At 59.7% G+C, this 26,616-nt stretch carries 23 protein-coding genes; 7 read left to right on the forward strand and 16 right to left on the reverse strand.

Annotated features, from left to right (window positions below; translation table 11 throughout):
• Nucleotides 1-108: 108 nt before the first annotated feature.
• Nucleotides 109-1,896 carry a trimethylamine N-oxide permease gene (locus AC4CWH_RS25350; RefSeq protein WP_491322489.1) on the reverse strand — a complete coding sequence of 596 codons (1,788 nt, stop codon included), beginning with the start codon at nucleotides 1,894-1,896 and terminating at the stop codon, nucleotides 109-111.
• Nucleotides 1,897-2,227: 331 nt separating this feature from the next.
• Between AC4CWH_RS25350 and AC4CWH_RS25355 the strand changes: the two genes are divergently transcribed.
• Entirely contained in the window at nucleotides 2,228-4,597 is a 2,370-nt protein-coding gene (locus AC4CWH_RS25355; RefSeq protein ID WP_491322490.1) for a trimethylamine N-oxide demethylase, read from the forward strand.
• A gap of 265 nt (nucleotides 4,598-4,862) precedes the next feature.
• Here AC4CWH_RS25355 and AC4CWH_RS25360 read toward each other — a convergent pair whose 3' ends face one another.
• From AC4CWH_RS25360 to AC4CWH_RS25420, 13 genes are all read right to left on the reverse strand, one after another.
• Nucleotides 4,863-6,200, reverse strand: a complete 1,338-nt coding sequence (locus tag AC4CWH_RS25360; RefSeq protein ID WP_491322491.1) for a trimethylamine monooxygenase — start codon at nucleotides 6,198-6,200, stop codon at nucleotides 4,863-4,865.
• A gap of 139 nt (nucleotides 6,201-6,339) precedes the next feature.
• Complete coding sequence (locus AC4CWH_RS25365; RefSeq protein ID WP_491322492.1) at nucleotides 6,340-7,380, reverse strand: heme-dependent oxidative N-demethylase family protein; 1,041 nt, start codon at nucleotides 7,378-7,380, stop codon at nucleotides 6,340-6,342.
• Between the two features lie 18 nt (nucleotides 7,381-7,398).
• Entirely contained in the window at nucleotides 7,399-8,364 is a 966-nt protein-coding gene (locus AC4CWH_RS25370; RefSeq protein ID WP_491322493.1) for a PDR/VanB family oxidoreductase, read from the reverse strand.
• Nucleotides 8,361-8,966, reverse strand: coding sequence for a dimethylamine monooxygenase subunit DmmA family protein (locus AC4CWH_RS25375; protein WP_491322494.1), 606 nt, complete (start codon nucleotides 8,964-8,966; stop codon nucleotides 8,361-8,363). The genes AC4CWH_RS25370 and AC4CWH_RS25375 overlap by 4 nt, the downstream gene beginning before the upstream one ends.
• A 4-nt stretch (nucleotides 8,967-8,970) precedes the next feature.
• Complete coding sequence (locus tag AC4CWH_RS25380; RefSeq protein WP_491322495.1) at nucleotides 8,971-10,104, reverse strand: aminomethyl transferase family protein; 1,134 nt, start codon at nucleotides 10,102-10,104, stop codon at nucleotides 8,971-8,973.
• 115 nt (nucleotides 10,105-10,219) lie between these two features.
• On the reverse strand, nucleotides 10,220-11,119 hold the full coding sequence (gene folD, locus AC4CWH_RS25385; RefSeq protein ID WP_491322496.1) for a bifunctional methylenetetrahydrofolate dehydrogenase/methenyltetrahydrofolate cyclohydrolase FolD: 900 nt from the start codon (nucleotides 11,117-11,119) through the stop codon (nucleotides 10,220-10,222).
• Between the two features lie 6 nt (nucleotides 11,120-11,125).
• Nucleotides 11,126-12,010 (reverse strand): formyltetrahydrofolate deformylase, encoded by an 885-nt coding sequence (gene purU / locus AC4CWH_RS25390; RefSeq protein ID WP_491322497.1) that lies wholly within the window; start codon nucleotides 12,008-12,010, stop codon nucleotides 11,126-11,128.
• Between the two features lie 105 nt (nucleotides 12,011-12,115).
• A complete protein-coding gene (gene glnT, locus AC4CWH_RS25395) occupies nucleotides 12,116-13,423 on the reverse strand; it encodes a type III glutamate--ammonia ligase (RefSeq protein WP_491322498.1) in 1,308 nt (435 codons plus the stop codon).
• Nucleotides 13,424-13,509: 86 nt separating this feature from the next.
• Entirely contained in the window at nucleotides 13,510-14,838 is a 1,329-nt protein-coding gene (locus tag AC4CWH_RS25400; RefSeq protein WP_491322499.1) for an FMN-binding glutamate synthase family protein, read from the reverse strand.
• A gap of 12 nt (nucleotides 14,839-14,850) precedes the next feature.
• Complete coding sequence (locus AC4CWH_RS25405; protein ID WP_491288149.1) at nucleotides 14,851-15,537, reverse strand: protein GlxC; 687 nt, start codon at nucleotides 15,535-15,537, stop codon at nucleotides 14,851-14,853.
• A 39-nt stretch (nucleotides 15,538-15,576) separates the two neighbouring features.
• Nucleotides 15,577-16,482: a class II glutamine amidotransferase gene (locus AC4CWH_RS25410; protein WP_491288151.1), complete on the reverse strand. Its 906-nt coding sequence runs from the start codon at nucleotides 16,480-16,482 to the stop codon at nucleotides 15,577-15,579.
• Between the two features lie 92 nt (nucleotides 16,483-16,574).
• Nucleotides 16,575-17,237: a helix-turn-helix domain-containing protein gene (locus AC4CWH_RS25415; protein WP_491322500.1), complete on the reverse strand. Its 663-nt coding sequence runs from the start codon at nucleotides 17,235-17,237 to the stop codon at nucleotides 16,575-16,577.
• A 393-nt stretch (nucleotides 17,238-17,630) separates the two neighbouring features.
• Nucleotides 17,631-18,691 (reverse strand): IS630 family transposase gene (locus tag AC4CWH_RS25420; RefSeq protein ID WP_491320474.1). Its coding sequence is split into 2 segments (ribosomal slippage): nucleotides 17,631-18,199 and nucleotides 18,199-18,691, totalling 1,062 coding nucleotides; the frame shifts between segments, so codons are not numbered across the junction.
• Nucleotides 18,692-18,910: 219 nt separating this feature from the next.
• Here AC4CWH_RS25420 and AC4CWH_RS25425 point away from each other — a divergent pair.
• The 6 genes from AC4CWH_RS25425 (at nucleotide 18,911) to AC4CWH_RS25450 (ending at nucleotide 24,721) form a co-directional block, all read left to right on the forward strand.
• Nucleotides 18,911-20,026 (forward strand): ABC transporter ATP-binding protein, encoded by a 1,116-nt coding sequence (locus AC4CWH_RS25425; RefSeq protein WP_491322501.1) that lies wholly within the window; start codon nucleotides 18,911-18,913, stop codon nucleotides 20,024-20,026.
• Nucleotides 20,023-20,673 carry an ABC transporter permease gene (locus AC4CWH_RS25430; protein WP_491322502.1) on the forward strand — a complete coding sequence of 217 codons (651 nt, stop codon included), beginning with the start codon at nucleotides 20,023-20,025 and terminating at the stop codon, nucleotides 20,671-20,673. Before AC4CWH_RS25425 ends, AC4CWH_RS25430 begins: the two co-directional genes overlap by 4 nt.
• A complete protein-coding gene (locus AC4CWH_RS25435) occupies nucleotides 20,670-21,341 on the forward strand; it encodes an ABC transporter permease (protein WP_491322503.1) in 672 nt (223 codons plus the stop codon). The genes AC4CWH_RS25430 and AC4CWH_RS25435 overlap by 4 nt, the downstream gene beginning before the upstream one ends.
• A 65-nt stretch (nucleotides 21,342-21,406) precedes the next feature.
• Nucleotides 21,407-22,321, forward strand: a complete 915-nt coding sequence (locus AC4CWH_RS25440) for an ABC transporter substrate-binding protein (RefSeq protein WP_491322504.1) — start codon at nucleotides 21,407-21,409, stop codon at nucleotides 22,319-22,321.
• Between the two features lie 92 nt (nucleotides 22,322-22,413).
• Nucleotides 22,414-23,154: a histidine utilization transcriptional repressor HutC gene (gene hutC, locus AC4CWH_RS25445; RefSeq protein ID WP_491322505.1), complete on the forward strand. Its 741-nt coding sequence runs from the start codon at nucleotides 22,414-22,416 to the stop codon at nucleotides 23,152-23,154.
• Nucleotides 23,155-23,233: 79 nt separating this feature from the next.
• Nucleotides 23,234-24,721: an HAL/PAL/TAL family ammonia-lyase gene (locus AC4CWH_RS25450; protein ID WP_491322506.1), complete on the forward strand. Its 1,488-nt coding sequence runs from the start codon at nucleotides 23,234-23,236 to the stop codon at nucleotides 24,719-24,721.
• A gap of 22 nt (nucleotides 24,722-24,743) precedes the next feature.
• Here the strand turns inward: AC4CWH_RS25450 and AC4CWH_RS25455 are convergent, their stop codons facing one another.
• The gene (locus AC4CWH_RS25455; RefSeq protein ID WP_491322507.1) at nucleotides 24,744-25,487 is read right to left on the reverse strand and encodes a phosphate/phosphite/phosphonate ABC transporter substrate-binding protein; all 744 of its coding nucleotides are present in this window, start codon (nucleotides 25,485-25,487) and stop codon (nucleotides 24,744-24,746) included.
• Nucleotides 25,488-25,507: 20 nt separating this feature from the next.
• Nucleotides 25,508-26,548 (reverse strand): fatty acid desaturase, encoded by a 1,041-nt coding sequence (locus tag AC4CWH_RS25460; protein WP_491322508.1) that lies wholly within the window; start codon nucleotides 26,546-26,548, stop codon nucleotides 25,508-25,510.
• Between the last annotated feature and the right edge of the window lie 68 nt (nucleotides 26,549-26,616).

Genomic DNA, 26,616 nt, shown 5'->3' on the forward strand with positions numbered 1-26,616 from the left:
ATTTCTCGACTGATCTCATTTCTGGCGCAACCGGGTGCAACCTCTGCACCCCGGGCATACGAAAAAGGCGCGGGCCGAAACCCGCGCCTTTTTCTGTCCGTCAAGCCCTCAAGCAGGGAGCTGGAACACGTAATTGGCAATCAGGACGATGGCCAATCCGACAAGAAGTGCCACATAAGGCAACACGCCAGCCTTCTTCACGCCGAGATCCTGGCCGGTGAGACCAAGATCCTCCATGGCGCCTGCCGGAAACTTGCCGCCGTCACGCACATAATGGCGATAGGCAAAGACGGGCAAGATGAGCGCGGCGAAGATGAAGCCGACCCAGAGTGCGTTGGAAAACCCCCAGACCTTGGCGCCGGCGCCGAGGAACAGGGCATTGACGAAGGCAAGCACGGTGTTGACGCCGATCAGCCAGGTCGGGGCCTTCCAGGGCCGTGGGATGTGGCCGGAATCCATCCGGTGGATCCAGCCGGAGTTGAGGTTCAGGAAGTTGAAGATGATGTAGCCGACGTTGGACACGGCGAGAACGAAGAAGTATCCGCTCGCATCGGAGGCGATCGCCAGAAGGATCAGGTTGAAGGCGAAGTCGGTCCACATGGCGCGGGTCGGTGCGCCGTTCTCGTTGACGTGATCGAGGTACTTCGGCAGCCAACCATCCTTGGAGCCCTGATAGAGCGTGCGGGAAGAGCCGGCCATCGCGGTCATGATCGCCAGCATCAGTGCCAGGATCATCAGGATGACCAGCAGCTGCGTGACAATGCGCCCCGCCCCGATCAGCCCGCCGAGCGCTTCGCCAACGCCGGTGCCATCGACGATGCCCGGTGCCAGCATGCCGGCATGGCCGAGAACGCCCTGGAACGCGAAAGGCACGAGGAAGAAGAACAGGCAGCAGACAAGGCCCGAATAGAAGATTGCCTTGAAGGTGTCCGTTTTTGGGTTCTTCAGTTCGCGGGTGTAGCAGACGGCAGTCTCGAAACCGTAAGTCGACCACGCCGCGATGTAGAGCCCCCCGAGGAAGAGCGTCCATCCGCCGATGCTCCAGGTGCCGTCGACACCGGAATAGGCAGCCGTCGGCGGCACGAGACCGGTGACGTTTGACCAGACGATCTGGCCGCTGAGGATCGGGTAGACACCGATCAGCAACAACGGCACCAGCACGATGATCGCCAGCCACTTCTGGACGCTGGCGGTCTCGGATATGCCGCGATGCTGGATCGAAAAGATGATCAGCATCAGCGCGGCGCCGATGAAGAAGGTCGCGTTGATGTTGGCCGTCGCCAGGAAGGGGATTTTGAAGCTGACAAGCGACCAGCTGCGGATGGCAGGGGTCAGGGCAGCGACACCATCGGAGGTAAGCAGAGCCGTGATGGCATCAGTAGGAGCCGTGCCGGCATGGGCGGCGATGTATTCGGCCACGCGCGGGCTCTCGGCCGTCAGCGATGCGGCGTTGGCGGCGATCCAGTCGAGTACGGGTTGCGCATCGCCCGCGGGTATAGGGAATAAGGCGTTGAGAATGTAACCGGCGGCGATGGCGCAGCCCAGCGACAGAACCGGCGACCATGCGAACCAGTTGCACCACACCGAAAGCGGCGCGATGAATTTTGAATAACGCAGCCACGCTGTCGCGCCGTAGATCGACGCGCCGCCGGATTTGTTGCCGAACATGCCGGCGATCTCGGCATAGGTGAAGGACTGCAGGAAGCCCATCACCATGGAGATGATCCACACCAGGAAGGCCAGCTTGCCGGTCACGCCGGAAATGCCGCCAATCGAGAAAAGAACGAGTGGCGGCACGCCGGCAGCCACCCAGAAAGCGCCCTTCCAGTCGAGCGCGCGTATCAGTTTGCTTTCTACACCGGGCGCTGTCAGCCCGGTCTCCACTGCATCGGTCATGCTGGTTCCCCATTTATTGTGTTCGGATGTGTCTTCCGTCCGATCCAAAGCGCGACGCGATTTTCCCTTTCGCTCCGCCCTTCAGGGCCTTGTTTCCCGGATGCCCTTGCCGCAAAGCTTCTTGAATGCTCTTGCGCGACATGCCGTTTTAAACGCGCCTCCCAATCTGTTCCGCCCGCATTTTTCTATTTTTTACGCGGTTCTCGGAAAGGCAGATTGTTTATGGATAGTGAAGATATTTTCTTTTTAGTCAACGGACCTTTACTTTTTTTTGGTATTTCGTAGGCTGTTCCCGCACGCTGATCGCGTGTCGGCCCTTGCGAGAATTGTGATGCACGAACTTCATTCGACGGCAGGCGCGGTTCGGAACGCGTCACCTAGCCTCATCCGCTATCCCGGCTTTCCAGGCATGCCCCCCGGCACCGAACGATACCGCGTCAAAGGCGGCGGCTCGGTCGTGCTCAAGGTCGCGCCGGGCGACCATCTCACCGTGACGGATATGGAGGGCGGGCAGGCTTGCGAGCTTTCCTTCGTCGATGAGACCGGCCATTTCGTCTCTGCCGGACTGGGCACAACCTTTACGAATGGGGCGGAAGGCCTGAAGGCCATTCTGGCTTGCGACGACGAAAGCGTTCGCCGTACGCGGGCGGCTTTTGCACGCCGAAACGTCGATCTTGCGAAGGCGGGCGCTGTGCGTCTTTTCGGTGAGGCATCGATGCCTGGAAGCCGGGCGGAATTCACCATCGCGGCGAAGGGTCTGCTGATTGCCGCCGCCCCCGCATCCGCCATGTCGCCGGAGGCGCAGGATACGGCAACGCCGATCGAACTCCTTGTCCGCCGCAGCACGCTGATCCGCGATTATTCCTCGGCTCTTCCCGAGCCGATGGCAGATCCGATCGAGGATATCCGGATCAAGGCGGCAACGGCGTCCGCCTATTTCGTGCGCGCCGGCGAGTTCATCCAGATCATCGACGTCTACGGGCGGCAATGCACGGATTTCCAGGCGTTTTCCGCCCGCAAGGTCGACAAGGGCCTCGATCTCGCTCTCGACGCGACCGTGACCCGCACCCTGCTTGGCCGCAGCTATCCGGCACCCGGCCTGCCATCAAAAGCCTTCGACCGCGATTTCGAGCCGCTGGTCGAGATCGTCCAGGATACGGTCGGCCGGCACGATGCCTTCGCCACCGCCTGCAACGCGCGCTACTATGACGACATGGGTTATCCCGGCCACGTCAACTGCACGGACAATTTCAACGCGGCGCTATCGCCCTATGGCATTGCCTCGCGCAAGGGCTGGGAAGCGCTCAACTATTTCTACAACACCCATGTCGATCACAATAATCAGCTCTATCTCGACGAGCCCTGGTCGCGGCCGGGCGATTACGTGCTGATGCGGGCGCTGACCGATCTGGTCTGCGTCTCGTCGTCCTGCCCCGACGACATTGATGCGGCGAACGGCTGGGATCCGACGGATATCCACGTTCGCACCTTTTCCGGAAAAGAGAAATTCTCACGAGCGGTTGCCTATCGTATGACCCCTGATGCCGACGTAGAACTGACGCGGGAAACCGCCTTCCATCCTCGCCTTTCGCAGATGACGCGGGATTTCACAGAATATCGTGGCTATTGGCTGCCAAACCGCTTCGCGTCAGCAGGTCCGGTCGAGGAATACTGGGCCTGCCGCGAAAACGCTGCCGTGATCGACCTGTCGCCGCTCAGAAAATTCGAGGTGACAGGCCCGGACGCCGAAGCGCTCCTGCAGTATTGCCTGACCCGGGACGTGCGCAAATTGTCGAATGGCCAAGTGGTCTATTCGGCCATGTGCTACGAAAACGGCGGCATGATCGACGACGGCACGCTTTTTCGCCTCGGCGACATGAATTTCCGCTGGATCGGCGGCGACGACTACAGCGGCATCTGGCTGCGCGAGCAGGCGCAGAAGAAGGGCTTCAAGGCCTGGGTACGATCCTCCACGGACCAGATGCACAACATCGCCGTTCAGGGGCCGAAGAGCCGCGACATCCTCAAGGACATCGTCTGGACCGGCCCGCGCCAGCAGACCGTCGCCGAGCTTGAATGGTTCCGGTTCACCGTCGGCCGGATCGGCGGCTTCGAGGGCGCGCCGGTCGTCGTCTCGCGCACGGGTTATACCGGCGAGCTTGGCTACGAGATCTTCTGTCACCCCAAGGATACGCTCACCGTGTTCGACGCCGTCTGGGAGGCAGGCCAGCCCCAGGGCATGAAGCCGATGGGGCTCGAAGCGCTGGACATGGTGCGCATCGAGGCGGGGCTGATCTTCGCCCACCACGAGTTCACCGACCAGACCGATCCCTTTGAGGCCGGCATCGGCTTTACCGTGCCGCTGAAATCCAAGCCGGACGACTTCATCGGCCGCGACGCGCTGATCCGCCGCAAGGAACATCCGCGCCATCTGCTCGTGGGCCTCGATATCCAGGCAAACGATACGATCGGCCACGGCGATGGCATCCATGTCGGTCGCGCCCAAGTCGGCGTCATCACCAGCGCCACCCGCTCGCCGATCCTCGGCAAGACCATCGCACTCGCGCGCATCGATGTGGCCCATGCGGCGGTTGGCACAGAGGTGGAAATCGGCAAGCTCGACGGCCACCAGAAGCGCGTTCCGGCCGTGATCGTGCCGCTGTCGCACTACGATCCGCAGAAGACACGGCCGCGGTCTTGAGCGCGCCGTCTGATCTCTCAAGTAGTGTTGTCGTCTTCCTCGATGCCGGGAAAATCTATCGTCCCCTGCTCCCGCCTGCGGGGGGAACGTGAGGTTGAAGGGCAAACCTTCATCCTCAACGTGTGGACGCTTTTGCCCCATCCGCCTTTCGGGCCCCTTCTTGCCACCTATGGGGAAGGACGAGGCCCCAGCCTCTCCTTCGTTTCGCCCGATGAAAAGGCCGCTCGGCGCGACCCTTTCCCTTTCATGACGACCGCACCAGCCATCAGTTCCGCAGATACGTCTCCATCGTATCGTCCAGAGCCTCCAGCCACGGTGTGTGGTGCTTGGGCGCCATCGTGCCTGTCATCAGCGAGCGGTAGCCGTTGTCGCGAAAGCCCATGATGCTTTCGGCCTTGTGGTGTTCCCACTCCATAAAGGTCTTGTTGGTTCCCTCGATGTCGAACTTCGGATAATCCGTCTCTGCCAGCAGCTCCAGCACGTAATCGCCCTGAAACCAGATCATCTGCTCGGCATTCACAAGGTTTTCCTCGCGGGCACGCCATCTGTCGAAATGCGCCTTGCGCTCCACCGCATCCGGTATCGAGATCCGGCCGAGCATGATATCGCGGGCGTACCATGCCTGCGCATCGAACATGTTGAACGTATAGAACTGGTCCTGCATGCCGATGTAGAACAGCTGCGGATTGTCCTCGTAGACGATCCCCTTGTAGAGATTATCGGTCCAGAGGCGGTTTGCCGTCTTCAGGCGAAGATCGTCGGGCAGGAACGGAAAGTGGTGCTGATAGCCGGTGCAGAGGATCAGCGCATCGACGTCCTTCGTTGAACCATCGGCAAAATGAGCCGTCTTGTTGACGAGCTTCTGCAGCAGCGGCCGCTCCTCGAAACGCTCCGGCCATTTAAAGCCCATTGGCTTCGAGCGGTAGCTGGTGGTGACCGAGCGCGCACCGTATTTCCAGCACTGCGAGCCAATATCCTCAGCTGAATAGCTGCGGCCGACGATCAGCACGTCCTTGTCCTTGAACTCCAGCGCATCGCGGAAATCATGAGCGTGGAGAACGCGGCCGCCGAAGGTCGGAACGCCTTCGAAGAACGGCACGTTCGGCGTGGAGAAATGCCCGGAGGCGACAACGACGTAATCGAAGATTTCGTCATACATGCGGTCCTCGACGCGATCATGCGCCGTCACCGTGAATTTTTTCGTCGCCTCATCGAAGGTCACCATGCGGACCGGCGTGTTGAACCGCACCCAGCTGCGCACATCTGCCTTCTCGACACGACCCTTGATGTAATCCCAAAGCACGGCGCGTGGCGGATAGGAGGCGATCGGCTTGCCGAAGTGCTCCTCGAAGGAATAATCGGCGAATTCCAGGCATTCCTTCGGCCCGTTCGACCAGAGATAACGATACATGCTGCCGTGAACGGGCTCGCCATGTTCGTCGAGCCCCGTGCGCCAGGTGTAGTTCCACAGGCCGCCCCAGTCGGCCTGTTTTTCAAAGCAGACGACTTCCGGGATTTCGGCACCGTTTTTCGCAGCGGACTGGAAGGCTCTCAATTGTGCAAGACCGGATGGCCCCGCGCCGATGACGGCTACTCTGGTCATGTCTGTTCCCTTTTATATCGTTGTCAGTTTTTTCGGTCGTTGCCGATTCTTGTTTCAAAGGTTGCTCATCACCTAACCTTCTCCCCCGCACGCGGGGAGAAGGTGGCCGACAGGCCGGACGAGGAGCCGCTACTCAATCTCAATCCGGAAAAATCCCGGCACTCGTCGGCGCCCCGTCGTCGTATTTCGCCAGCCAGTCGATCATGATCGGACGGTTGCGTGTCAGGCCCTTGTAATCGACGATCTCCGGCGGCAGGCTGTTGAGCACACGCGGCAGGCGGCGGGCCCATTTGGGCACGGTCACCAGCTCGTTGAGGCTGATCAGGTAGCAGCGGATGACGAAGAGGATGGCGTTGGAGCGCGGCAGGCGCCAGAGGCTCTGCAACTCGACGCGCAGATGCATCTTTTCGCCGACATTCTCCGGCGTCACCGTCATACGGTCAGGTCCCCATTTGGGGTAGTTTTCGGGTGAGGTGTCGAGCCGCGGATTGACGGTCATCGTCCAGTTCAGGCGGCGGGTCGGCTTGCCCTGCTGCAGGTTGAGCAGGAATTTGAGCGCCCGCTCGAACACACCGATCTGGTGGGCGAGCGGCACGGGACCGTGCCATTCCATGAAGTTCATGCCGATGTCGAAATCGAGCGACCAGTCGGCCTGGGTGGTGACCATGCCGGCATCCATCCAGAGATTGTTGTCGCGCTGGTCAACGATGCAGAAATCGCCCTGCGCCTGCCGGGTGATGTATTCCATCGGCGGGTAGGGAAGCGTGGATGGATCGCCGAAGGTGAAAGTGTCGTCGATACCCATAGGCCGGTTGATCCAGCGCCAGCGGTCGCCCTTCTTTTCCAGGGTGAAGTGTTCGGGATAGTCCTGCGCCTGATGCTCCATCAGGAGCTCGAGCACATCCCATTGCGCCGCCATCATATGCGGCAGGGCCTGGCAGCGCAGCGGGTCTTCCTTGAGCACCATCGCCCGGTCCTGCATCTCCGCGACATAGTGCTCGTCGACGTCGATCAGGTTTTCGAAAACGCTGTCCGCCTTGCCGCGCACATGCGGCTCCATGTTGACCGAATACATGTACTCGTCGCGATCGAACGGGAACGGGAAGCGCCGGATGTTATAGAGGCTGTTGCGGAAGCTGAAGTCGTCACGGAACGTTTCGGTCCTGAACGTGATGGTCATCTGTCCGGCTCCCTTGAGCTACAGTTGAAGAACGAGTTGCTGGCCCTTGAACCGCGAGACGCAGATCATGACCTTCTTGCCCGACGCCTTTTCCTCGTCGGACAGGTAGATATCGTTGTGTTCCAGCGCGCCATCGCAGGAAGAGACCGCGGTTTCGCACTGGCCGCAGGCGCCGCCGCGACACATGTAGGGCGCTTCGCAGCCATGGGCCTCGGCGGCCTCCAGAATGCTCTGGTGCTCGCCGACGGTCATGTGGATGTTGGATTTTTCGAGGAAAACCTGGAACGGCAGGCCGGCAGGCGGCGCGAGGAAACGTTCCGAATGAAGGCTTTCCCTAGGCCACCCGGACTTCAGCGCCGTCATCAGCACGCCGTCGATCATCCCGGCCGGACCGCAGACATAGAGATGCGTGCCGAGCGGTTGATTGTCAGCGATCTCGGCGACGGGAATATAGGTCTTTTCCTCGTCAATATAGATCTTGATCCGGCGCGGGCCGTAACAGTCGAGCAACTCCTGCCAATAGGCCCCGTGCGAGCGGGAGCGGATGGCGTAGTGCAGTTCGAAGGCGATGTTGTCGCGGCTGAACTGTTCCATCATGGCGATGAACGGGGTGATGCCGATGCCGCCGGCAAACAGGATGTGCTTGCGGCCGCGATGATCAGGCGCAAACAGATTGACCGGCTGGCTGACGGTCAGTTGATCGCCGGGCTTCACCTGTTCGTGCATGAAGATCGAACCGCCTCGGGAATTGGGAACCCGCAGCACGCTGATTTCATAGGCGCTGTTGTCGTCAGGGTTGGACATTAGCGAATAGGGGTTGCGGCGCAGGAGGCCGTTGTCGTTCATCGAGACGACGACATGGGCTCCGCCTGAGAAGAACGGCATGGGATGGCCGTCCAGCCGTTCGAAACGGAAACGCTTGATCAGGTCGGTCACCTTCGTTACCGCCGCGACCCGGACAGGCATATCGGTATTGAGGCTCACGGGAACATCTCCTCAGGCGCTGGGGCAGTCCCCGGTTCTTCCGCGTCGATGTTGACGCCCTGGAATGCACCGAGACGACGGGAATAGTGATCGCGCACCAGCAAGGGCAGTCCGCAATGGGTGCAGGCAAAGGGGCTGGTGGTCACGTTGTCGGTGATGCCCTTGCAGTGAACGCATTGCACCCGGCGCGCTGTCGAGCCGCGATGTTCAGTATGGATCGAGTTGAAATCGATACCGAACTCCAGCGCCATCTGCATGATCTGGCCAATGAAGCCTTCGGTGCCGGCGATATAGAGCCGCGTTCCCATCCGGGCCTGTTCAAGACAGGCCCGCAGGCGAAACAGCAGTGGCTGAAGCGTTGGCGCCTGCCAGAAGATATCGGGCGACAAAGCCGAGAGCGTGACGTCGTATGCCTTTGGCGCGGCACCCGCGGCCAGATAGAGAATTTCCGATTTTGCGAGGAAATCCCTGCCCTTCTTCTCCACCTGATCGGTGAGGGCTGCCGCCCCTTCGCCCTCGAGGACGAAGAGGTGGCGCTTCGCGTGGGGATCGATGCTGAGCCCCTTGTATTCCGGCCTGCTTTTGATCCCTTGTACGAGCATGTTGTCAGCCCTGCGCCGTCCGTTTCGTTTTCTTCGGATCGTCGAAGGTGATCGTATGGGCGATGGCCTTGGCGGTCAGCGACTTGCCACGCACCTCCAGCGGTGTGCCCTGCACGGCCTTGTCCACCTCCAGACGGGCAATCGCCATCGAACGATTGGTAAGCTTCGAATAGCTCGGGCAGGTGATGACGCCAACCTTCTTGCCATCGGCAAAAACCTCGTCCCCGAGATCGGCGGGGCCGTCGGCCTCGATCAGCAGACCGAAGATCTTGAAGCGTTCCTGGCCCTTGAGGCGCGCATGTTCCTCGGCACCGCGAAAACCGGTCTTGCCGGGGCTGACGGTGAAATCAAGGCCGAGTTCCCACAGGCTGTCGCCGGGCTGCTCGTTGGCGAACGGATACATCTGCGAATTGTCGTAGGGGTAGAACAAGAGGTAGCTTTCGACGCGCAGCATGTCGAGAACGCTGAAGCAGACGGGGATGATGCCCATCTCCTTGCCCTCATCGACGATCCGGTCCCAGACCATGCCGGCATCCTGACCGCGCACGAAGATTTCGTAACCACGCTCCCCGGTATAGCCGGTACGCGAGATCATCACCGGCGCACCGAACAGCGTCGTCTGCATGTGATGGAAATATTTGAGATCGCGGATGCCCGGCACGTGCTTGTCGAGATAATCGACCGCCAGCGGCCCCTGCAGCGAGAGATCGTGCAGGTCGTCGTCGAAGAGCACGGCACAGTTTCGGCCGGCGGCCTGCTTGACGATTTCCTCATGGCCCGAACCGGAGCCATGGACCAGCATCCAGCTGTTCGGGCCGGTGCGGTAGATGATGCAGTCATCGGTGAAATGGCCGCGGTCGTTGAGCATGCAGGCATAAACGGACTTGCCGGGATAGATCTTGGTCACGTCGCGCGTGGTAATGTAGTCGAGCACCGCAATCGCATGCGGTCCGACGAGGTGGACCTTCTTCAGGCCCGATACATCCATGATGCCGGCCTTGGTGCGCACGGCAATATGTTCTTCGTAGATATCCTTGTCGTAAGTCCAGGCGGTTCCCATACCGCTCCAGTCTTCCAATTTCGATCCCAGCGCCCTGTGGCGGTCCGCGAGGGATGAAAAACGCCATGAAGAAGTCATAATATCCCGTCCCCGTTTTTACTGTATGGAATATTTGTTTCCTGACTATAATGCCGTTTTTACGGCTGGCAAGCGAGGCGAACAAATTTTATAGGCTGTCTGTAAGCCTCCGCTTTCAGAATTCAGGTGGCACCTCGCCGCACGCACGACAGGCCGCAATCGCGGTATTTGCCATCAGCATGGCGATGGTCATCGGCCCTACGCCGCCGGGCACCGGCGTGATGACGGCCGCGACATCAGCGCATTCCGCAAAGGCGACATCGCCCACCAGCCGGGACTTTCCCTCACCCCGTTCGGGTGCGGCAACCCGGTTGATGCCGACATCGATCACGGTCGCGCCAGGCTTCACCCAGCTGTCCCTGACCATCTCCGGGCGGCCGACGGCGGCGACAAGGATATCCGCCGTCCGGCAGATGCCGGGCAGATCCCCGGTGCGCGAATGAGCGATAGTCACGGTCGCATTGGCATGGAGCAGAAGCTGCGCCATCGGCTTGCCGAACAGGTTCGAGCGGCCGATTACCACGGCGTTCAGGCCGGAAAGATCGTCGCCGTGGATGCGCCGCACGAAGAGCATCGCACCGGCCGGTGTGCAGGAGACCAGCCCGGTCGAAAGATCGCCAGTGGCGAGCTTGCCGGCATTGACGACATGCAGCCCGTCCACATCCTTTTCCGGGAGGATGGACTGGATGATCGCCTCGGAATTCAGATGTTTCGGCAACGGCAGCTGCACGAGGATCCCATGGATCGCGGCATCTGCATTAAGCCTGCCGATCAGCGCCGCAAGCTCGTCCTGCGTTGTCTCTGCGGGAAGCGTGTGCTGAACGGAATTGAAGCCGCATTCCTTGGCCGTGCGGCTTTTCGCGCCGACGTAAGTGTGGCTTGCCGGATCGTCTCCGACGATCACCACCGCCAGCCCCGTCTTCGTGCCGGTCTTCGCCGCCAGATTAGCAACCACTGCCGTCACGGCCGCAATCACTGAGGCAGCGACCGCCTTGCCATCGATCACCTCAGCCATTGTGGTTCACCCCATCCGCTCGGAGGCGTAGCTGCCCGGGCTTGCGGGGAAGACGACGGTGCGGTTGCCGTTGATGAAGGTACGGTGATGGATATGGGCGTGGATGGCGCGGGCCAGCACCTGGCTTTCGACATCGCGGCCCATCGACACGTAATCTTCCGCCGATTGCGCATGGGTGACGCGCGCCGTGTCCTGCTCAATGATCGGGCCTTCGTCGAGATCGGCCGTGACATAATGCGCCGTCGCGCCGATCAGTTTTACCCCGCGCTCGTAGGCCTGCTTGTAGGGATTGGCGCCCTTGAAGCTCGGCAGGAAGGAATGGTGGATGTTGATGATCCGACCTGACATCTTCTTGCACATGGCATCGGACAGGACCTGCATGTAGCGGGCGAGTACGATCAGCTCCGCGCCCGACTGTTCCGCCAGATCGAGCAGCCGCGCTTCCGCCTGCGGCTTGTTTTCCTTGGTCACCTTGATGTGGTGGAAGGGAATGTCGTGGTTGACCACAACCTTCTGATAGTCGAAATGGTTGGAAACGACACCGACGATATCGATGGGCAAAGCGCCGATCTTCCAGCGGTAGAGCAGGTCGTTGAGGCAATGTCCGAAACGGGAGACCATCAGCAGCACCTTCATGCGGTGCTCGCTGTCATGGAAGCTGTAGTCCATGCCGAAGGGTGCAGCCACAGCCGCAAAGTCGGTAGCGATATCCTCTCCCGAGGCCCCCTCTTCCGAGACAAAACTGACGCGCATGAAGAACTTGCCGGTATCCAGATCGTCGAACTGCGAACTATCGACGATGTTGCAGTCCTTGGTAGCCAGATAGCCTGAAATGGCAGCAACAATCCCGCGTGTGGATGTGCAGGAAACGGTCAGGATGTGTTTCGTCATAGAGCGGCCCTCCTCGAAGGCGAGACTGTCAGCATAAGACGTGCAAGAGCACATCCCTGCGCAACAGCGCAGGGAACAATGGTGCATTTCAATGGTAATAGGCCGTCAGACGTCGAGCGTCGTCTGGTGTTCCCAAGCGATGAACTGCGAGCAATAGCTGTTCCACTCGCCGTGCTTGAGCTTGAGATAGGCGGACGAAAACTCCGTTCCGAGCGCCTGCTGCAGGACCGTATCCTTCTCGTATTCCCTCAGCGCATCGAGCAGGTTGAGCGGCAGCTTCGGCGCATCGGTAACGGTGTGGCCTTCACGATACATGTCGATATCGTAATGACGGCCCGGATCGGCCTTCGTGCGGATACCCGAAAGGCCGGCCGCGACGATGATCGCCTGCAGCAGATAGGGATTGACCGCGCCATCCGGCAGACGAAGCTCGAAGCGGCCGGGGCCGGGCACGCGCACCATATGCGTGCGGTTATTGCCGGTCCAGGTCACCGTATTCGGCGCCCAGGTGGCACCGGACACGGTGCGCGGGGCGTTGATTCGCTTGTAGGAATTGACGGTGGGGTTGGTAATTGCAGCCAATGCCGAGGCATGTTTCATGATGCCGCCGAGGAAGGTGCGCCCCTGAGCAGAGAGGCCGAAATCCATAGACTTGTCGGCAAAGGCATTGACCTTGCCGTCCAGATCCCAGACCGAGATATGGGCGTGGCAGCCATTGCCGGTCAGCCCCTTAAAGGGCTTTGGCATGAAGGTGGCGCGAAGGCCGTGCTTTTCGGCGACCGACTTCACCATGAACTTGAAGAAGGAATGCTTGTCTGCGGTCTGCAGCACGTCGTCATATTCCCAGTTCATCTCGAACTGGCCGTTCGCGTCCTCATGGTCGTTCTGGTAGGGCTTCCAGCCCAGTTCCAGCATGTAGTCGCAGATCTCCGCGATCACATCATAACGACGCATCAGGGCTTGCTGGTCATAGCAGGGCTTTTCAGCCGTATCGAATTCGTCCGAGATCTTTCCGCCATCCGCCGAGATGAGAAAGAACTCCGGCTCGACGCCGGTCTTGACGCGAAGCCCGAGGCTCGCCGCTTCCTCGACCAGCTTCTTCAGCACGACGCGCGGAGCCTGCTCCACCGGCCTGTCGTCCATGACGCAATCGGCAGCAACCCAAGCCACATCCTTTTTCCAGGGCAACTGGATGACGGATGAGGCATCCGGCAGGGCAAAGAGATCGGGATGAGCGGGCGTAAGGTCCAGCCATGTGGCAAAACCCGCAAAGCCCGCACCATCCTTCTGCATATCGGCAATGGCCTCAGCCGGCACCAGCTTGGCGCGCTGGGCACCGAACAGGTCCGTGTAGCTGATCATGAAATATTTTATACCGCGTTCTCTGGCAAATTGGGCAAGATCCTGTGTCACGTCGTTCCCCTGTTTTTATGGATTGAGACACATATTGGACAAAAAGAGACCATCGCCGGCGGGAGGACCGGCGACGATCATAGGCGTCAGAAGCCGGCTTTACCGGGATACCAGCTCGTGCCGGCCAGCGGCACCTGCGCCATAGCCGCGGCTTCCATGGTGAGCGCGCAGAGGTCTTCCGGCTCCAGATTTTGCAGGCGGTTATGGCCGCAGGCACGCGCAATGGTCTGGGCTTCGAGCGTCATGACCTTGAGGTAATTGGCAAGGCGGCGCCCGGCGAGAGCCGGATCAAGTCGCGCGGCCAGCACCGGATCCTGGGTGGTGATGCCGGCCGGGTCCTTGCCTTCGTGCCAGTCGTCATAGGCGCCAGCGGTGGAGCCAAGTTGTCTGTATTCCTCTTCCCAATGCGGGTCATTGTCACCAATCGCAACCAGCGCAGCCGTGCCAATGGACACCGCATCGGCACCCAGCGCCAAGGCCTTGGCCACATCTGCACCGGAGCGAATGCCGCCGGAGACAATCAGTTGAACCTTTCGGTGCATGCCGAGATCCTGAAGGGCCTGAACCGCGGGGCGTAGGCAGGCAAGCGTCGGCATTCCGACATTCTCGATGAAGACGTCCTGCGTGGCAGCGGTTCCGCCCTGCATACCATCCAGCACCACCACATCGGCGCCGGCTTTGACCGCAAGCGCGGTATCATAATAGGGACGCGCGCCGCCAATCTTCACATAGATCGGCTTCTCCCAGTCGGTAATTTCGCGCAGTTCAAGGATCTTGATTTCCAGGTCGTCCGGGCCGGTCCAGTCCGGGTGCCGGCAGGCCGACCGCTGGTCGATACCCTTGGGCAGGTTTCGCATCGTGGCGACGCGATCGGATATCTTCTGGCCGAGCAGCATGCCGCCGCCGCCGGGCTTGGCACCTTGCCCAACAACGACCTCAATCGCATCCGCCCGGCGCAGGTCCTTGGGGTTCATGCCGTAGCGGGATGGCAGATACTGGTACACCAGCATCTGGCTATGGCCGCGTTCCTCATCAGTCATGCCGCCATCCCCCGTGGTCGTGGAGGTGCCGGCGAGCGTCGCCCCACGGCCAAGGGCTTCCTTGGCATTGCCGGAGAGCGCGCCAAAGCTCATGCCGGCAATGGTGATCGGGATTTTCAGCTCGATCGGTTTTTTGGCAAAGCGAGTGCCGAGTACCACGGAAGTGTCGCACTTTTCGCGGTAGCCTTCGAGCGGATAGCGGGAAATGGACGCGCCGAGAAACAGCAGGTCATCGAAATGCGGCACCTTGCGCTTGGTGCCGCCACCGCGAATATCATAAATGCCGGTAGCAGCAGCGCGACGGATTTCCGCCATCGTATAGTCGTCGAAGGTCGCGGATTTGCGCGGTGGCGTGTTGGGGTTGTGATAGCTCATCGGTCTCTCCACTCAATACGCTTCGGCATTGTCGATGTTGAAGTTGTAGAGCTTGCGGGCAGAGCCATAGCGCTTGAATTCTTCCGGCCCGACACCCGTCACGCCCGCCTTCTCCAGCAGTTCGGCAACCTTTGCCAGATGCTTGGGCTTCATCTGCTTTTCGATGCAGTCGGCACCCAGGCTTTTCACCGAACCGCGCACGAAGAGCTTGGCCTCGTAGAGGCTGTCCCCCAGAGCGTCGCCGGCATCACCCAGCACCACCAGATGACCGGACTGACCCATGAAGGCCGACATGTGGCCGATGGAGCCGTGCACGACGATATCGATACCCTTCATGGAAATGCCACAGCGCGAGGCTGCATTACCCTTGATGACCAGCAGGCCGCCGCGGCCGGTGGCACCGGCATACTGGCTGGCGTCACCTTCGATAATGACGGTGCCCGACATCATGTTTTCGGCAACGCCCGGACCGGCCGAGCCATGGACCGTAACAGTACCGCCATCGTTCATGCCGGCGCAGTAATAGCCCACGGAGCCATGGACATCGACCGTGACAGGCCCATCGATGCCGACAGCGACCGAATGGCTACCGCGGGGATTGATAACCTCGAAATTCATATCGTTGGTGCCAGCGGCAATATTGTGCAAGGCGCTGTTCAATTCACGCAACGGCGTGATCGACAGGTCGAAAACGGACATGGTTCTTGAGCTTTCTTTCTGGGCGGCTGCATCCATGGATCAGGCCGCCTTCTCGTGGTCCCAGAAATAGACGGTCGCCGGTTCCGGCTCCCAGACGCGGGCAGTTTCGATGCCTGGCAGATTGACCAGGGCGCGATACTCCGAGCCGAAAGCCACATATTGATCGGTCTCGGCCATCACGGCGGGCTTGCAGGCAATCGGGTCGCGCAAGACGCCGAAGCCGGACTTGGTACCGACGACAAAGGTGAAGAAACCGTCGAGATCGTCAAGCGCGCCGGTCAGTGCTTCGCCGAGATCCTTGCCCTTGGCCATCTGCGCGGTGAGATAGGCGGCGGCGACTTCCGAGTCGTTCTGGGTCTCGAAGGTCATGCCTGCGCGAACAAGTTCGCGGCGGATATTGTTGTGGTTCGAAAGCGAGCCGTTGTGGACGAGGCACTGGTCGTCGCCGGTCGAGAAAGGATGCGCGCCAAGCGTGGTGACGGCCGATTCCGTGGCCATGCGGGTATGGCCGATACCATGGGTCCCGGCCATCGAACGCACGTCGAAGAACGACACGACATCTTTCGGCAGGCCGGTTTCCTTATAGATCTCGACGCTGTCGCCGGAGCCCATGACACGCACGTCGGGGCGAACCGAGGACAACAGCGCCCGGATTTCCCCGGTCTTGTCAGCCGGAATATCAAGCACCGCGTGGGTGGACTTCACAACGACGGAGGCATTGAGCCCCTTTGCTTTCAGCGCATCCGAAAGGCCAGCGAAATCGGTGTCTGGGTTCGCGGACTGGATGGTGACCTTTGCCCGGCCATCGGCTGCGCGGCCATAAATGGCGATCCCGGCGCTATCCGGCCCGCGGTCGGTCATGGTGATCAACATATCGGAGAGCAGCGTACCCAGCTGCGGCTCCAGACTCCGGTCTTTCAGGAATAATCCAACAATACCGCACATGACTTGCACCTCCATTCGTTACCGACTGAAGAGCTAACATGCGTCCAAATCGAAATCAATTAGAAAGAATAGTTTTTTCTTTAGGAGAAAAATCAATCCGTCTGTGCGTGCCGCTGCGGGTAGCTGATGATCGACAGGTAGCGGGCTGGCAGATGCACTAGCTCCTGAGGGCCATGTGGGGCATCGGCATCGAAGAACAGACTGTCTCCGGCCTGCATGGTGTAGAGTTGTTCGCCGTGGCGGTACACGACTTCGCCCTCGAGCATGTAGAGGAACTCCATGCCTTCATGCTGAAACGTCGGGAAGACGTCGGAATCGGTCGTCAGCGTGATGAGGTAAGGCTCGACGGTGACACCGCTGGTGTTGTTGTCGATATGGCCGAGCAGGCTGTACTGGTGACCGGCACGCGTGCCGCGCCGCTCGATGTTGACGCCCTGCCCCGCCTTGACGAAGGTGGCGTTGCGCGTTTCTTCGAAACGGCGGAAGAAGGCGGTCAGCGGAACGCCGAGCGCCCGCGACAGGGATTGCAGGGTGGTGAGGGATGGCGAGATATTGCCGTTCTCGATCTTCGACAGCATGCCGACCGACATGCCGGTGGCGGTGGCGAGATCGGTAACAGTTATGCCGAGCGTCTTGCGGTAGGTGCGAACTTCGTGACCGATCGCCATTTCGAGATTGTTTTCGCGCGGCTCGCGAACCGCATGCGGATCCTGCGAAAGGGCTGCGGGTACGATCTTCTCACTTTTCGCTGGCATCAATGACCTCGTGCTGGAGCCAAGATTATTCCTCTACAGGAAAATTCGTCAGTTTGCGGTTTAATTGTTCACCCTGCCCTCAATACGGGAAAAAACCGGGGCCACAAGCAAAAACCCTTCAACGCAGATCTATGGCGCCCGGACTAAGAAGAATGGCACCGAAATTCGAAAATTACTTGTTTCCCGAGCAAGTCTGAAGTCGACTGTGAAAACTTACTTCATGGACGGTTCTCCCCATTGGGGCTCCTAATAGCCGCATCATGGCACGTCACGCGCGGTGCAGGCGGCTGTCCACCTCAGCAAGCCCCAAAACACAAAGCTTGACGATGCGTTGCCGCACAGAGCGATCTCACGTGCGATAGCCGCATCAGCATTAATACCAACCGTCATTGATCAGAACCCTTGCGTCCATTTGCGTCTTCCGATTGACATGATCTTCCATGGTCGGTCCTGCAGGGTTCTCCAAGCGTAGCAGCAATGGTCGACGATATCCTCGTAGGTCTTGAAGATGCGGTTCGAGAGCCAGTTGTCCCTCATGAACTGCCAGATGTTTTCGACAGGGTTCAATTCAGGCGACTTGGGCGGTAGTGGCAGGATGGTGATGTTTTCAGGAACGATGAGATTGTTGGACATGTGCCATGCGGCCTGATCCATGATGAGGATGGCATGGCCATCGTCCGCGACGTTGCGGGATATCTCGATCAAATGCTGGTTCATGGCATGGGTGTCGCACCACGGCATGACGAGAGCGGCGGCCTTGCCAAGCTTGGGGCAGATGGCACCGAAGATATAGGCCGAACGGGTTCGCTGGTCGTGCGGCGCGGACGGCCTCGATCCCCGCCTGGCCCAGCGGCGGGTAATCTTGTTCTTCTGGCCTATCCGAGCTTCGTCCTGGAACCAGATTTCGATCACTTTGCCCTTGGCGGGGCCGGCGGTGATTTCTGCCACAGCGGCGGGGAAGTTTTTTTAAATGCCTCGGCCGCCTCCGGATCCTGCGCATGATGTCTTGGGCGAGCCGAGAGCTTGCGATACCCCATGGCACGCACTTCGCGCCCCAGGGTCTCCTCGCTCACCGAGATGCGGAACTCTTCCCAAATCCATTGAGCCAGATCACACAGACGCCATCGGACGACGCCATCAAGATAAGATGTCGGTCCGCGCTCGATGGCTTGCGCCAAGGCCGTTCGCTGTTCGTCGTTCAGGAGAGAAGGTTTTCCCGGAGCCTTGCCGTTGATCAGTCCGTCGGGACCGCGAGCATTGAAGCGGACCACCCAGTCGCGCACGATCTGAACGGTCACGCTGCCGAGCCGAGCGGCATCGGCCCGTGAACCGCCGTCATAGATCGATGCGAGCGCCAGAAGCCGCCGCGCCTGATCGGCATCGCGCGTCTGCCGGGCCAGTCGCCGTAGCATGGACCCGTCGAAATCCGACCGTAAAGAAAGCGCTGAACCCATCGCAAACCTCCTGTTTGAGCTAGAGATTCAGATTCGTCGGCTTTTGGGAATCCCAAGAGTCAGTCTCAGCGACGATTGGTATAATTTTGAGCATCATTGACACGTGCAGATTCATTGGGCAGCCTGCTTGCGCACCTCCTATCTTCGTGCTTGTATAGACAACCAAAGGGGCATCGGGATGCTGGCCAAATTCGATGCCTTACAAAAGGGAACTGCGCCATGATAACATTCGATCACGTCAGCAAGCATTATCGAGGCGCGACTACCGCTGTCGACAACCTGTCGCTGACAGCACCCAGCGGCAAGCTGACGATCTTCGTCGGACCCTCGGGTTGCGGCAAGACGACGTCGCTACGCATGGTCAACCGGCTGATTGCCCCCTCGTCGGGCAGAATTCTTCTCGATGGAGAGCCGACAGATGCGATGGATGTCGCCCTGCTGCGCCGCAAGATCGGTTACGTCATTCAAAATGCCGGGCTCTTTCCCCATCGTACAGTCGTGCAAAACATCGCGACGACGGCTCGCCTGAACGGCGCACCCAAAGAACAGGCACTTCGAGTGGCGCATGATCTCCTGGAGCGCGTCGGGCTTTCATCAGCCTTTGCCGATCGCTATCCATGGCAGCTATCCGGTGGCCAGCAGCAGCGTGTAGGTGTTGCCCGCGCACTGGCATCCGATCCGAAGTTCATGCTGATGGATGAACCTTTCAGCGCCGTGGATCCTGTTGTCCGCGGCCAGTTGCAGGACGAGTTCCTTCGGCTGCAGCGTGAAATCGGCAAGACCATCATCATGGTCACGCATGACATTGACGAGGCCCTCAAGCTTGGAGACCAGGTTGTTGTTTTGCGCACCGGCGGCACTCTGGCGCAGATCGCCACCCCGCAGGAACTGCTGGCGAGACCAGCAGACGACTTTGTCGCCGACTTCATCGGGCGTGACCGCGGTTATCGAATCCTCGGCTTTGCCGAATTCAACAAAAGCGGCGTGCCGATGGGCAAGGAGCCGACAGCCGCACTTGGCGACGTCCCCGACACCCTTCGTCAGATTGCCACCGACAGATGGGTCCTCGTCGCGGATGCACAGAACCGGCCTCTCGGCTGGGTAGATGTCGAAAGTGTCAAAAGCCCTTTGCGGGATGGCGACCTCAACCTCAGCGGGACGCTCGCCGTCGAAGGCAGCAGCTTGCGTCATGTTCTGGATGCGGCACTAAGCTCTCCGTCCGGCCGCGGCGTGATTGTCGGACAGTCCGGCGAATTGATGGGCACCGTGACATTGTCTAATGTCGCAGCAGCCATCGAAGCAGCGCGTAACGGCCGCTTGGGGGCGCATCCATGAGGTTCGACTGGCTGTACCGCGAGTCCGGCCGCATAGCCGAACTCTTTATCTGGCACCTCGGACTTTCAGTGCTACCCGTGGTTATAGGGTTGGTCCTCGCATTGCCGCTCGGCTGGCTTGCGCAACGTGCCGGGTTTTTCCGCTCAGCAATGCTAGGCGCAGCCGGTTTGCTCTATACCATCCCGTCTCTGGCGCTCTTCGTGCTTCTTCCGCTTGTTCTGGGAACGCGAATTCTCGATCCTATGAATGTCGTCGTTGCGCTGACAATCTACGCTCTTGCGCTTCTGGTGCGCACCGTCAATGACGGCCTGGAGTCTGTGCCGCCAGATGTCATTCAAGCGGCGAATGCCATGGGCTACCGTACGCTGCCGCGACTCCTTCTCATCGAACTTCCCCTTGCTATTCCGGTAATTGCTGCGGGACTGCGCGTCGCGGTGGTCTCCAATGTCAGCATCGTCTCCGTCGCAGCACTTGTCGGCACACCGCAGCTCGGACTTCTTTTCACTCAAGGGCTCCAACTCCGGTTTTTGACGCCAATCGTCGCCGGCATCGTCCTTTGCGTGCTCCTCGCCGCGCTGCTTGACGGGATCGTGCTCTTTGCCGCGCAGCGCATGACACCCTGGCAGCCTGGAGGTACCGAGCGATGATTGCATGGTTTTCAGATCCGACACATTGGACAGGTACGGATGGAGTCTTCGCCCTCGTCTTCCAACATCTCATCTATAGTGGGGTCGCGCTCTTCTTTGCCTGCCTTATCGGCTTGCCGATCGGTCTCTATGTCGGGCACACAGGCCGCGGCGTTGTTCTCATTGCCGGACTGGCCAATGCGTTGCGCGCCCTGCCCAGCCTCGGCCTCATCGTTCTTCTGGTCATCCTGTTCGGGCCGGTGTTTGCGTCCGACATGGCATTCATCGTTCCGAGCATAATCGTTCTCGTATTGCTTGCCGTGCCGCCCATCATGAGCGGAGCCTATGCCGGCGTTGCGGCGGTGGACCCTGCCGCAGTGGATGCGGCGCGCGGAATGGGCAAACGTCCGCTCAACATTCTCTTCGATGTCGAACTTCCCTGCGCCTTGCCTCTCATTTTCTCTGGTCTCCGCAGCGCGACGCTGCAGATCATCTCCACGGCAACCATCGCCGCTTACGTCTCGCTTGGCGGGCTCGGACGGCTCATCATCGATGGCCGCGCGCAGAACGATTATTACCAGATGGCGGCGGGCGCCGTCCTGGTTGGTACTCTGGCCCTAATGGTCGACCTGGCGATCGGTATCGCATCTAGGCTGACGGTCTCGCCGGGCCTGACCCGCCGTCTATAGGCGGGACGCCCATCACCAAAACCGTAATTCATTCTAACGACGTTGAACCTAAAGGAGTAGATTGCATGGCATTCAGGATCTTAAAAGCCGCCGGCGCCTTTGCGCTGATCGCGCTTTCAGCCACCACGACGCTTGCCCAGACCGATCCCCTCGGGGCTGCCCCGGCGGCACGCTCGGACAAGACCACTCTCATCGTCGGTTCAGCCGACTTCCCCGAGAGCCAGCTTCTGGCGACCATCTACGCCAAGGCGCTTGCTGCGAAGGGCATTAAGACTGACACAAAACTCAACATCGGCAGCCGTGAGGTGTACATGCCGGCGCTTCTCGACGGATCGATCGACCTCCTGCCGGAATATGCCGGTGCAACGCTAAGCTACCTCGATAAGAACGCAACAGCTCACTCGCCGGAAGACGTCGCCAAGGCTCTGACAAAGGCTTTACCGCAGGGCGTTTTGATGCTGAAACCGTCGCAAGCTCAGGATTCCGATGGCGTTGCCGTCACGCGCGCGACTGCCGAGAAATACAAGCTCAAAACGATTTCCGATCTTGCGCCGATTGCGTCTGAACTGGTGCTGGGCGGTCCTCCTGAATGGAAAACTCGCAAGGAAGGCATCATCGGGTTGAAGGATCTTTACGGCCTTCAGTTCAAGTCCTTCAAGTCCCTTGATGTCGGCGGTCCGCTGACGCTATCGGCACTGATAAACGATCAGGTCCAGGCAGCAAACCTGTTCTCGACCGACCCCGCAATTGCTGACAACGATCTTGTCATTCTTGAAGACGTTAAGAACCTTTTTCCGGCCCAGAACATCGTGCCCGTCATTGCAAAGGCCAAGGTCAGCGACGTCGTGACGAAAACGCTCGATGCCGTATCGACCGCTTTGACGACCCAGGACCTGATCCTCATGAACGGTCGTCTGGCCAATCATGACAGCTTCGATGTGGTGGCCGAGGAGTGGCTGACGCAACACAAGTTGAACTGACCACTGTTCGCGGGTATGGCACTGACCATACCCGCACCCGCGGTTAAGAAGTGTCAGATGCCGAACCGTTGTCGTTCGCTTTTTGGAGCCTCATGCAAACGGTACACAAACAGGTCGAAAAGACGCAGGACGAGCCGTCATCCGAAAAGCCGCTTTACGTCACGCTCAAGGATTATGTCCGAAGCCGTGTAGAAACTGGCGAGTGGTCAGTCGGGCAAAGGGTGCCATCGGAAAATGAACTGGTCGAATTGCTTGGCGTCAGCCGCATGACCGCCAATCGTGCATTGCGCGAACTGGCAGATGAAGGGTTCGTCGTTCGTGTGCAAGGCAAGGGTTCCTTTGTTGCCAGCAAAAAGCGGACATCCCAGTTTCAGAGCGTCCCTAACATTGCCGACGAGATCGCACGCAACGGCGGCGTCCATACGGCAAACGTAATCGCGCTGCGCATGGAAGCCTCCGATGCGGAGCTGGCAGAGGCGCTATCTATTGAGATCGGCAGCCCGGTTTCCCATTCGATCATGGTGCATGCAGAAAATTCCATTCCGATGCAGGTCGAGGACCGTTTCGTCAACCATGCGATTGTCCCGCAATATATAAGCCAGGACTTCACAAAGACGACGCCAAACGGATATCTCACATCCGTCGCGCCAATCGTCAGGGCTGAGCAGCATATCGAGGCAGTGACGGCGCAGCCATGGGAATGCAAGCTGCTCGCAATCTCCAGAACGGAACCCTGCCTTCTGGTTCGTCGCCGAACCTGGGCGGAGGCCGGCGTCATTTCCTCAGTTCGTCTGCTCTACCCCGGAAGTCGCTATCGCCTGTACAGCACCTGATCATGCGTTCGGATAGCAACCGCCTGACCATGAACGAACGCTGTCTCACCGCCCCCCGAATGGAAATCAGGAAATTCCCGTGACCGTGTTACTCGATGACAGGCTGACTTGGCAGGATGTGGCACGGCTCAGCAAGAAGGATGGGCTTGCCCTTTCGGAAGCCGCCTATCGCCGAATTGAAAAAGCCCATCAGATCGTGGAAAGTATCGTCGAGCGCGGTATCCGTGCATATGGCATCAACACCGGTGTTGGCGCATTGTCGGACACGGTGGTCGATCGCAGCGCGCACGGCAAGCTGTCGCGCAGCATCATTCTGAGCCACGCCTGCGGAGTGGGTCCGCTTCTCCCACGCCGTGAGGTACGCGCGATCATAGCGTCACAGATTGCCAATTTCGCCCATGGATATTCCGGCGTTCGCAGGCAGATTGTCGCCCATCTGACAACCTTTCTCGAACGCGACTGCATTCCTGATGTACCCTCCCGTGGATCGGCCGGTTATCTGACCCACAATGCCCACACAGCACTCGTCCTGATTGGGGAAGGCTCTGCCCATGTCCGCGGCCGTCCCTTCAACGGGCGGGATGTCCTGGCTGAGATCGGGCTTGAACCGCTGGTCCTGGGCGCTAAAGAAGGCTTGAGCCTCGTCAACGGAACGGCCTGTGCGACGGGTCTTTCCTGCGTGGCCATGGACCGGGCCGCCCAACTGCTTGAATGGGCGGATGCCATTGCCGCACTAACGCTCGAAGCCGCTGGCTGTCAGATGCCTGCCTTCAGCAACGCCGTGCTTTCGCTGCGCATTTCTGACGGCATCGCCACCGTGGGAACGGCCTTGCGCGCGCGCCTTGAAGGCAGCGGCCTGATCGAAGCAGCGCAAGGCAAGCGCACACAGGACGCGCTGAGCCTGCGCTCTATTCCGCATGTTCATGGTGCTGCACGCGATCTGTTCGAAAACTGTTCCGCGGTCGTCAACCGTGAACTGGCCTCAGTAACGGACAATCCGGCGATCTCCGGCACGCCCGAAGAACCAATCGTCTGGTCGGAGGCTCACGCTGTCGCTCCGGCACTGGGCCAGGCAGCCGATAGTCTTGCTGTTGCAATTGCGCAGATCGCGGCCATGAGCGAGCGACGGATCGACAGGCTCGTCAACCCCTTGGTGAGCGGGCTGCCCCCCTTCCTCGCCTCAGATCCCGGAAGCCATGCCGGTTTCATGATTGCGCAATACACGGCAGCCGCTCTTTCGAACGAAAACCGGCGGCTGGCGGCCCCAGCCTCTATGGATGGCGGCCTCACCTCGGGCCTGCAGGAGGATTTTCTCGCACATCCGACCGCGGCCGCGAACAAGCTTCTCGCCGTGCTCGACAATGCCGAATATATTCTGGCGATTGAATGGATGGCAGCCACACAGGCCCATGATTTTCTCGACACTGTCGCTCAACGTGCGCCAGGCACAGATGCGCTTTACCGCCTTCTTCGCTCGCAGGTTAGCCATTATTCGGATGACCGGCCGATTTCGTCCGATATGGAAAAGGTCCGGTTGCTTCTGTCGCAGACCACCCCACCCCACTGATCTGGTCGAGGTGACGCAATGGCTACATCAGAAAGCCGAGATCGATCCCCCTCGCGCGAATGAAGGGCAGGCCCCTTCGCCGCGACGTCCAGCCCACAACGTGCAGATCCTTTGCCGCAGGTTCATGTCGTTCAGCCAGCATCCATGATTTGCAGTCGATCGCAGCAACGTCCGCCTCACCCTCTGCCACGGCAATGACCGAAGCGCGATGCGCACCCGTTTCGATCAACTCGGCAAACAGGCCAAGGCTTTGGCCAATGGCCTCCAGATCGTGCTTCAGGGCGAGGTAACCTGACATCGACCGGTGTTCATTAAAGGCCAGCTTCTTCTCGCGGAACACGCTGAGCGGCAATATCGCCTCGCCAGCCTCCGGCACAGCGGCGCTTGCACCTTCACCCTTGCGGGCCAAGATGGCGCTGGAATAAAGCGAGCCCGCGCCACCAGCGACGCCATCGTAGTTGCTGTGCCCGATAACCTGAACATGATGTTGCAAGCCGAGTTCCATCGGCCCCCAGCAGGTTCCGGCGATAAGCAGTGCCGGATGGCGCCACAAGACATCCAGATCGAGGGCGTCAGGGGAAAGCGTCGCTGGATCCGGCGCGATGATCGATCCATCTTCACCAGGAATACCGCCGAGAACCGGTGGCATGTCGCCATTACGTCGAACGAGATGGTGAGGAGCATCGATACCCTGTTCGATAAAACGTGCGCGCATCCTGGCCCAGGCGGCATCGGTTTCGTCGCGCAGTTCCGGCCAGTCATACATCGGTAGAGCTGCTATCCACCTCACGTCGGCAGGTCCGACATGACTGCGTTTCCGGGCATCAGATATTCCACGAGATCGACCTGCTCATTGGCAACGGGATTGGTTGTGACGACGTGTTCGTCACGTCGCCAGACAGGATGCAACACGGGCTCCTTTGCCCTGAACGCGAAGGCCCGGAAAACCTCAAAATAGTTGGCGAAGACATAGCCCTCATTCATCCTTTGCCATTCGGCGCGGCTGGCACGATAGATCGACGGCAGCTTGTACCACGCCGCGGTTGGCAGCTTATGATGCACGAAGTGCAGATTGTTGTAGAGAAAGAGTGGCGCAAGCAGTGAACCCTCGACAATGATCGTTCGTCCGTCCGGCTGCTCCGACCATTGGTGCTCGCAGTAGGAGCGGATGGCGATGATGGAAACCCCAAGATAGGCGGAAACGCCGATGTAAAGCCAGACTGGGATAGCAAACAATTGGGAGACCACCAGCAGTGTCGGGATGAGCCCGGCAAGATGGAGAATCCAGGCAACCATGACCTTCCGATTACCCTTCATCATCCTGCGCCATTCCGACGCCGTAAACCCCACCACCATCAACGGCGGGCCGATCAGCAAGCGCCCGATCAGTGTGTTGTTCCAGGCGAGCAGGCATTTCAGGATGGCTGGCATCCTCTCCCAGTCCTTCCCGGCGCGATAGTAGCTTTCAGGATCATCAAAGGGGTCTGTCAGACGCTCATCCGCGTGGTGCTGGAGGTGGGTTCGCTTGTAGCTGCGATAGGGATAGAAGACGCCCAGAGGCGCGAATACCAATGCCTCATTCAGCCGTGCGCTTCTTGTGGGATGTCCATGCAAAATCTCATGCTGGAGTGATGAGTGCAACGCAATGGCCACACCCATCAGCACCAGCGCCACGATCGGATATGCGGAATAAAGGTGATATCCGGCCAGACCCCAGAGGCAGTAGCAAGCGAGAAGAAGTGCGATTGTCGGCCATTCGATCCTGAGAGCGCGTAATCGGCGATGTATGAAATGATGGCTGGTTCTTTGGGAAGAAACGTCGCTCATGGTGTCCCCTGGTGTTCGTCGCGCTCAGCGTTTCACCAAGGGACGAGGCGGACAATGAGACTATGGTG

It is taken from the genome of Neorhizobium sp. PAMB6716, from assembly GCF_058242805.1.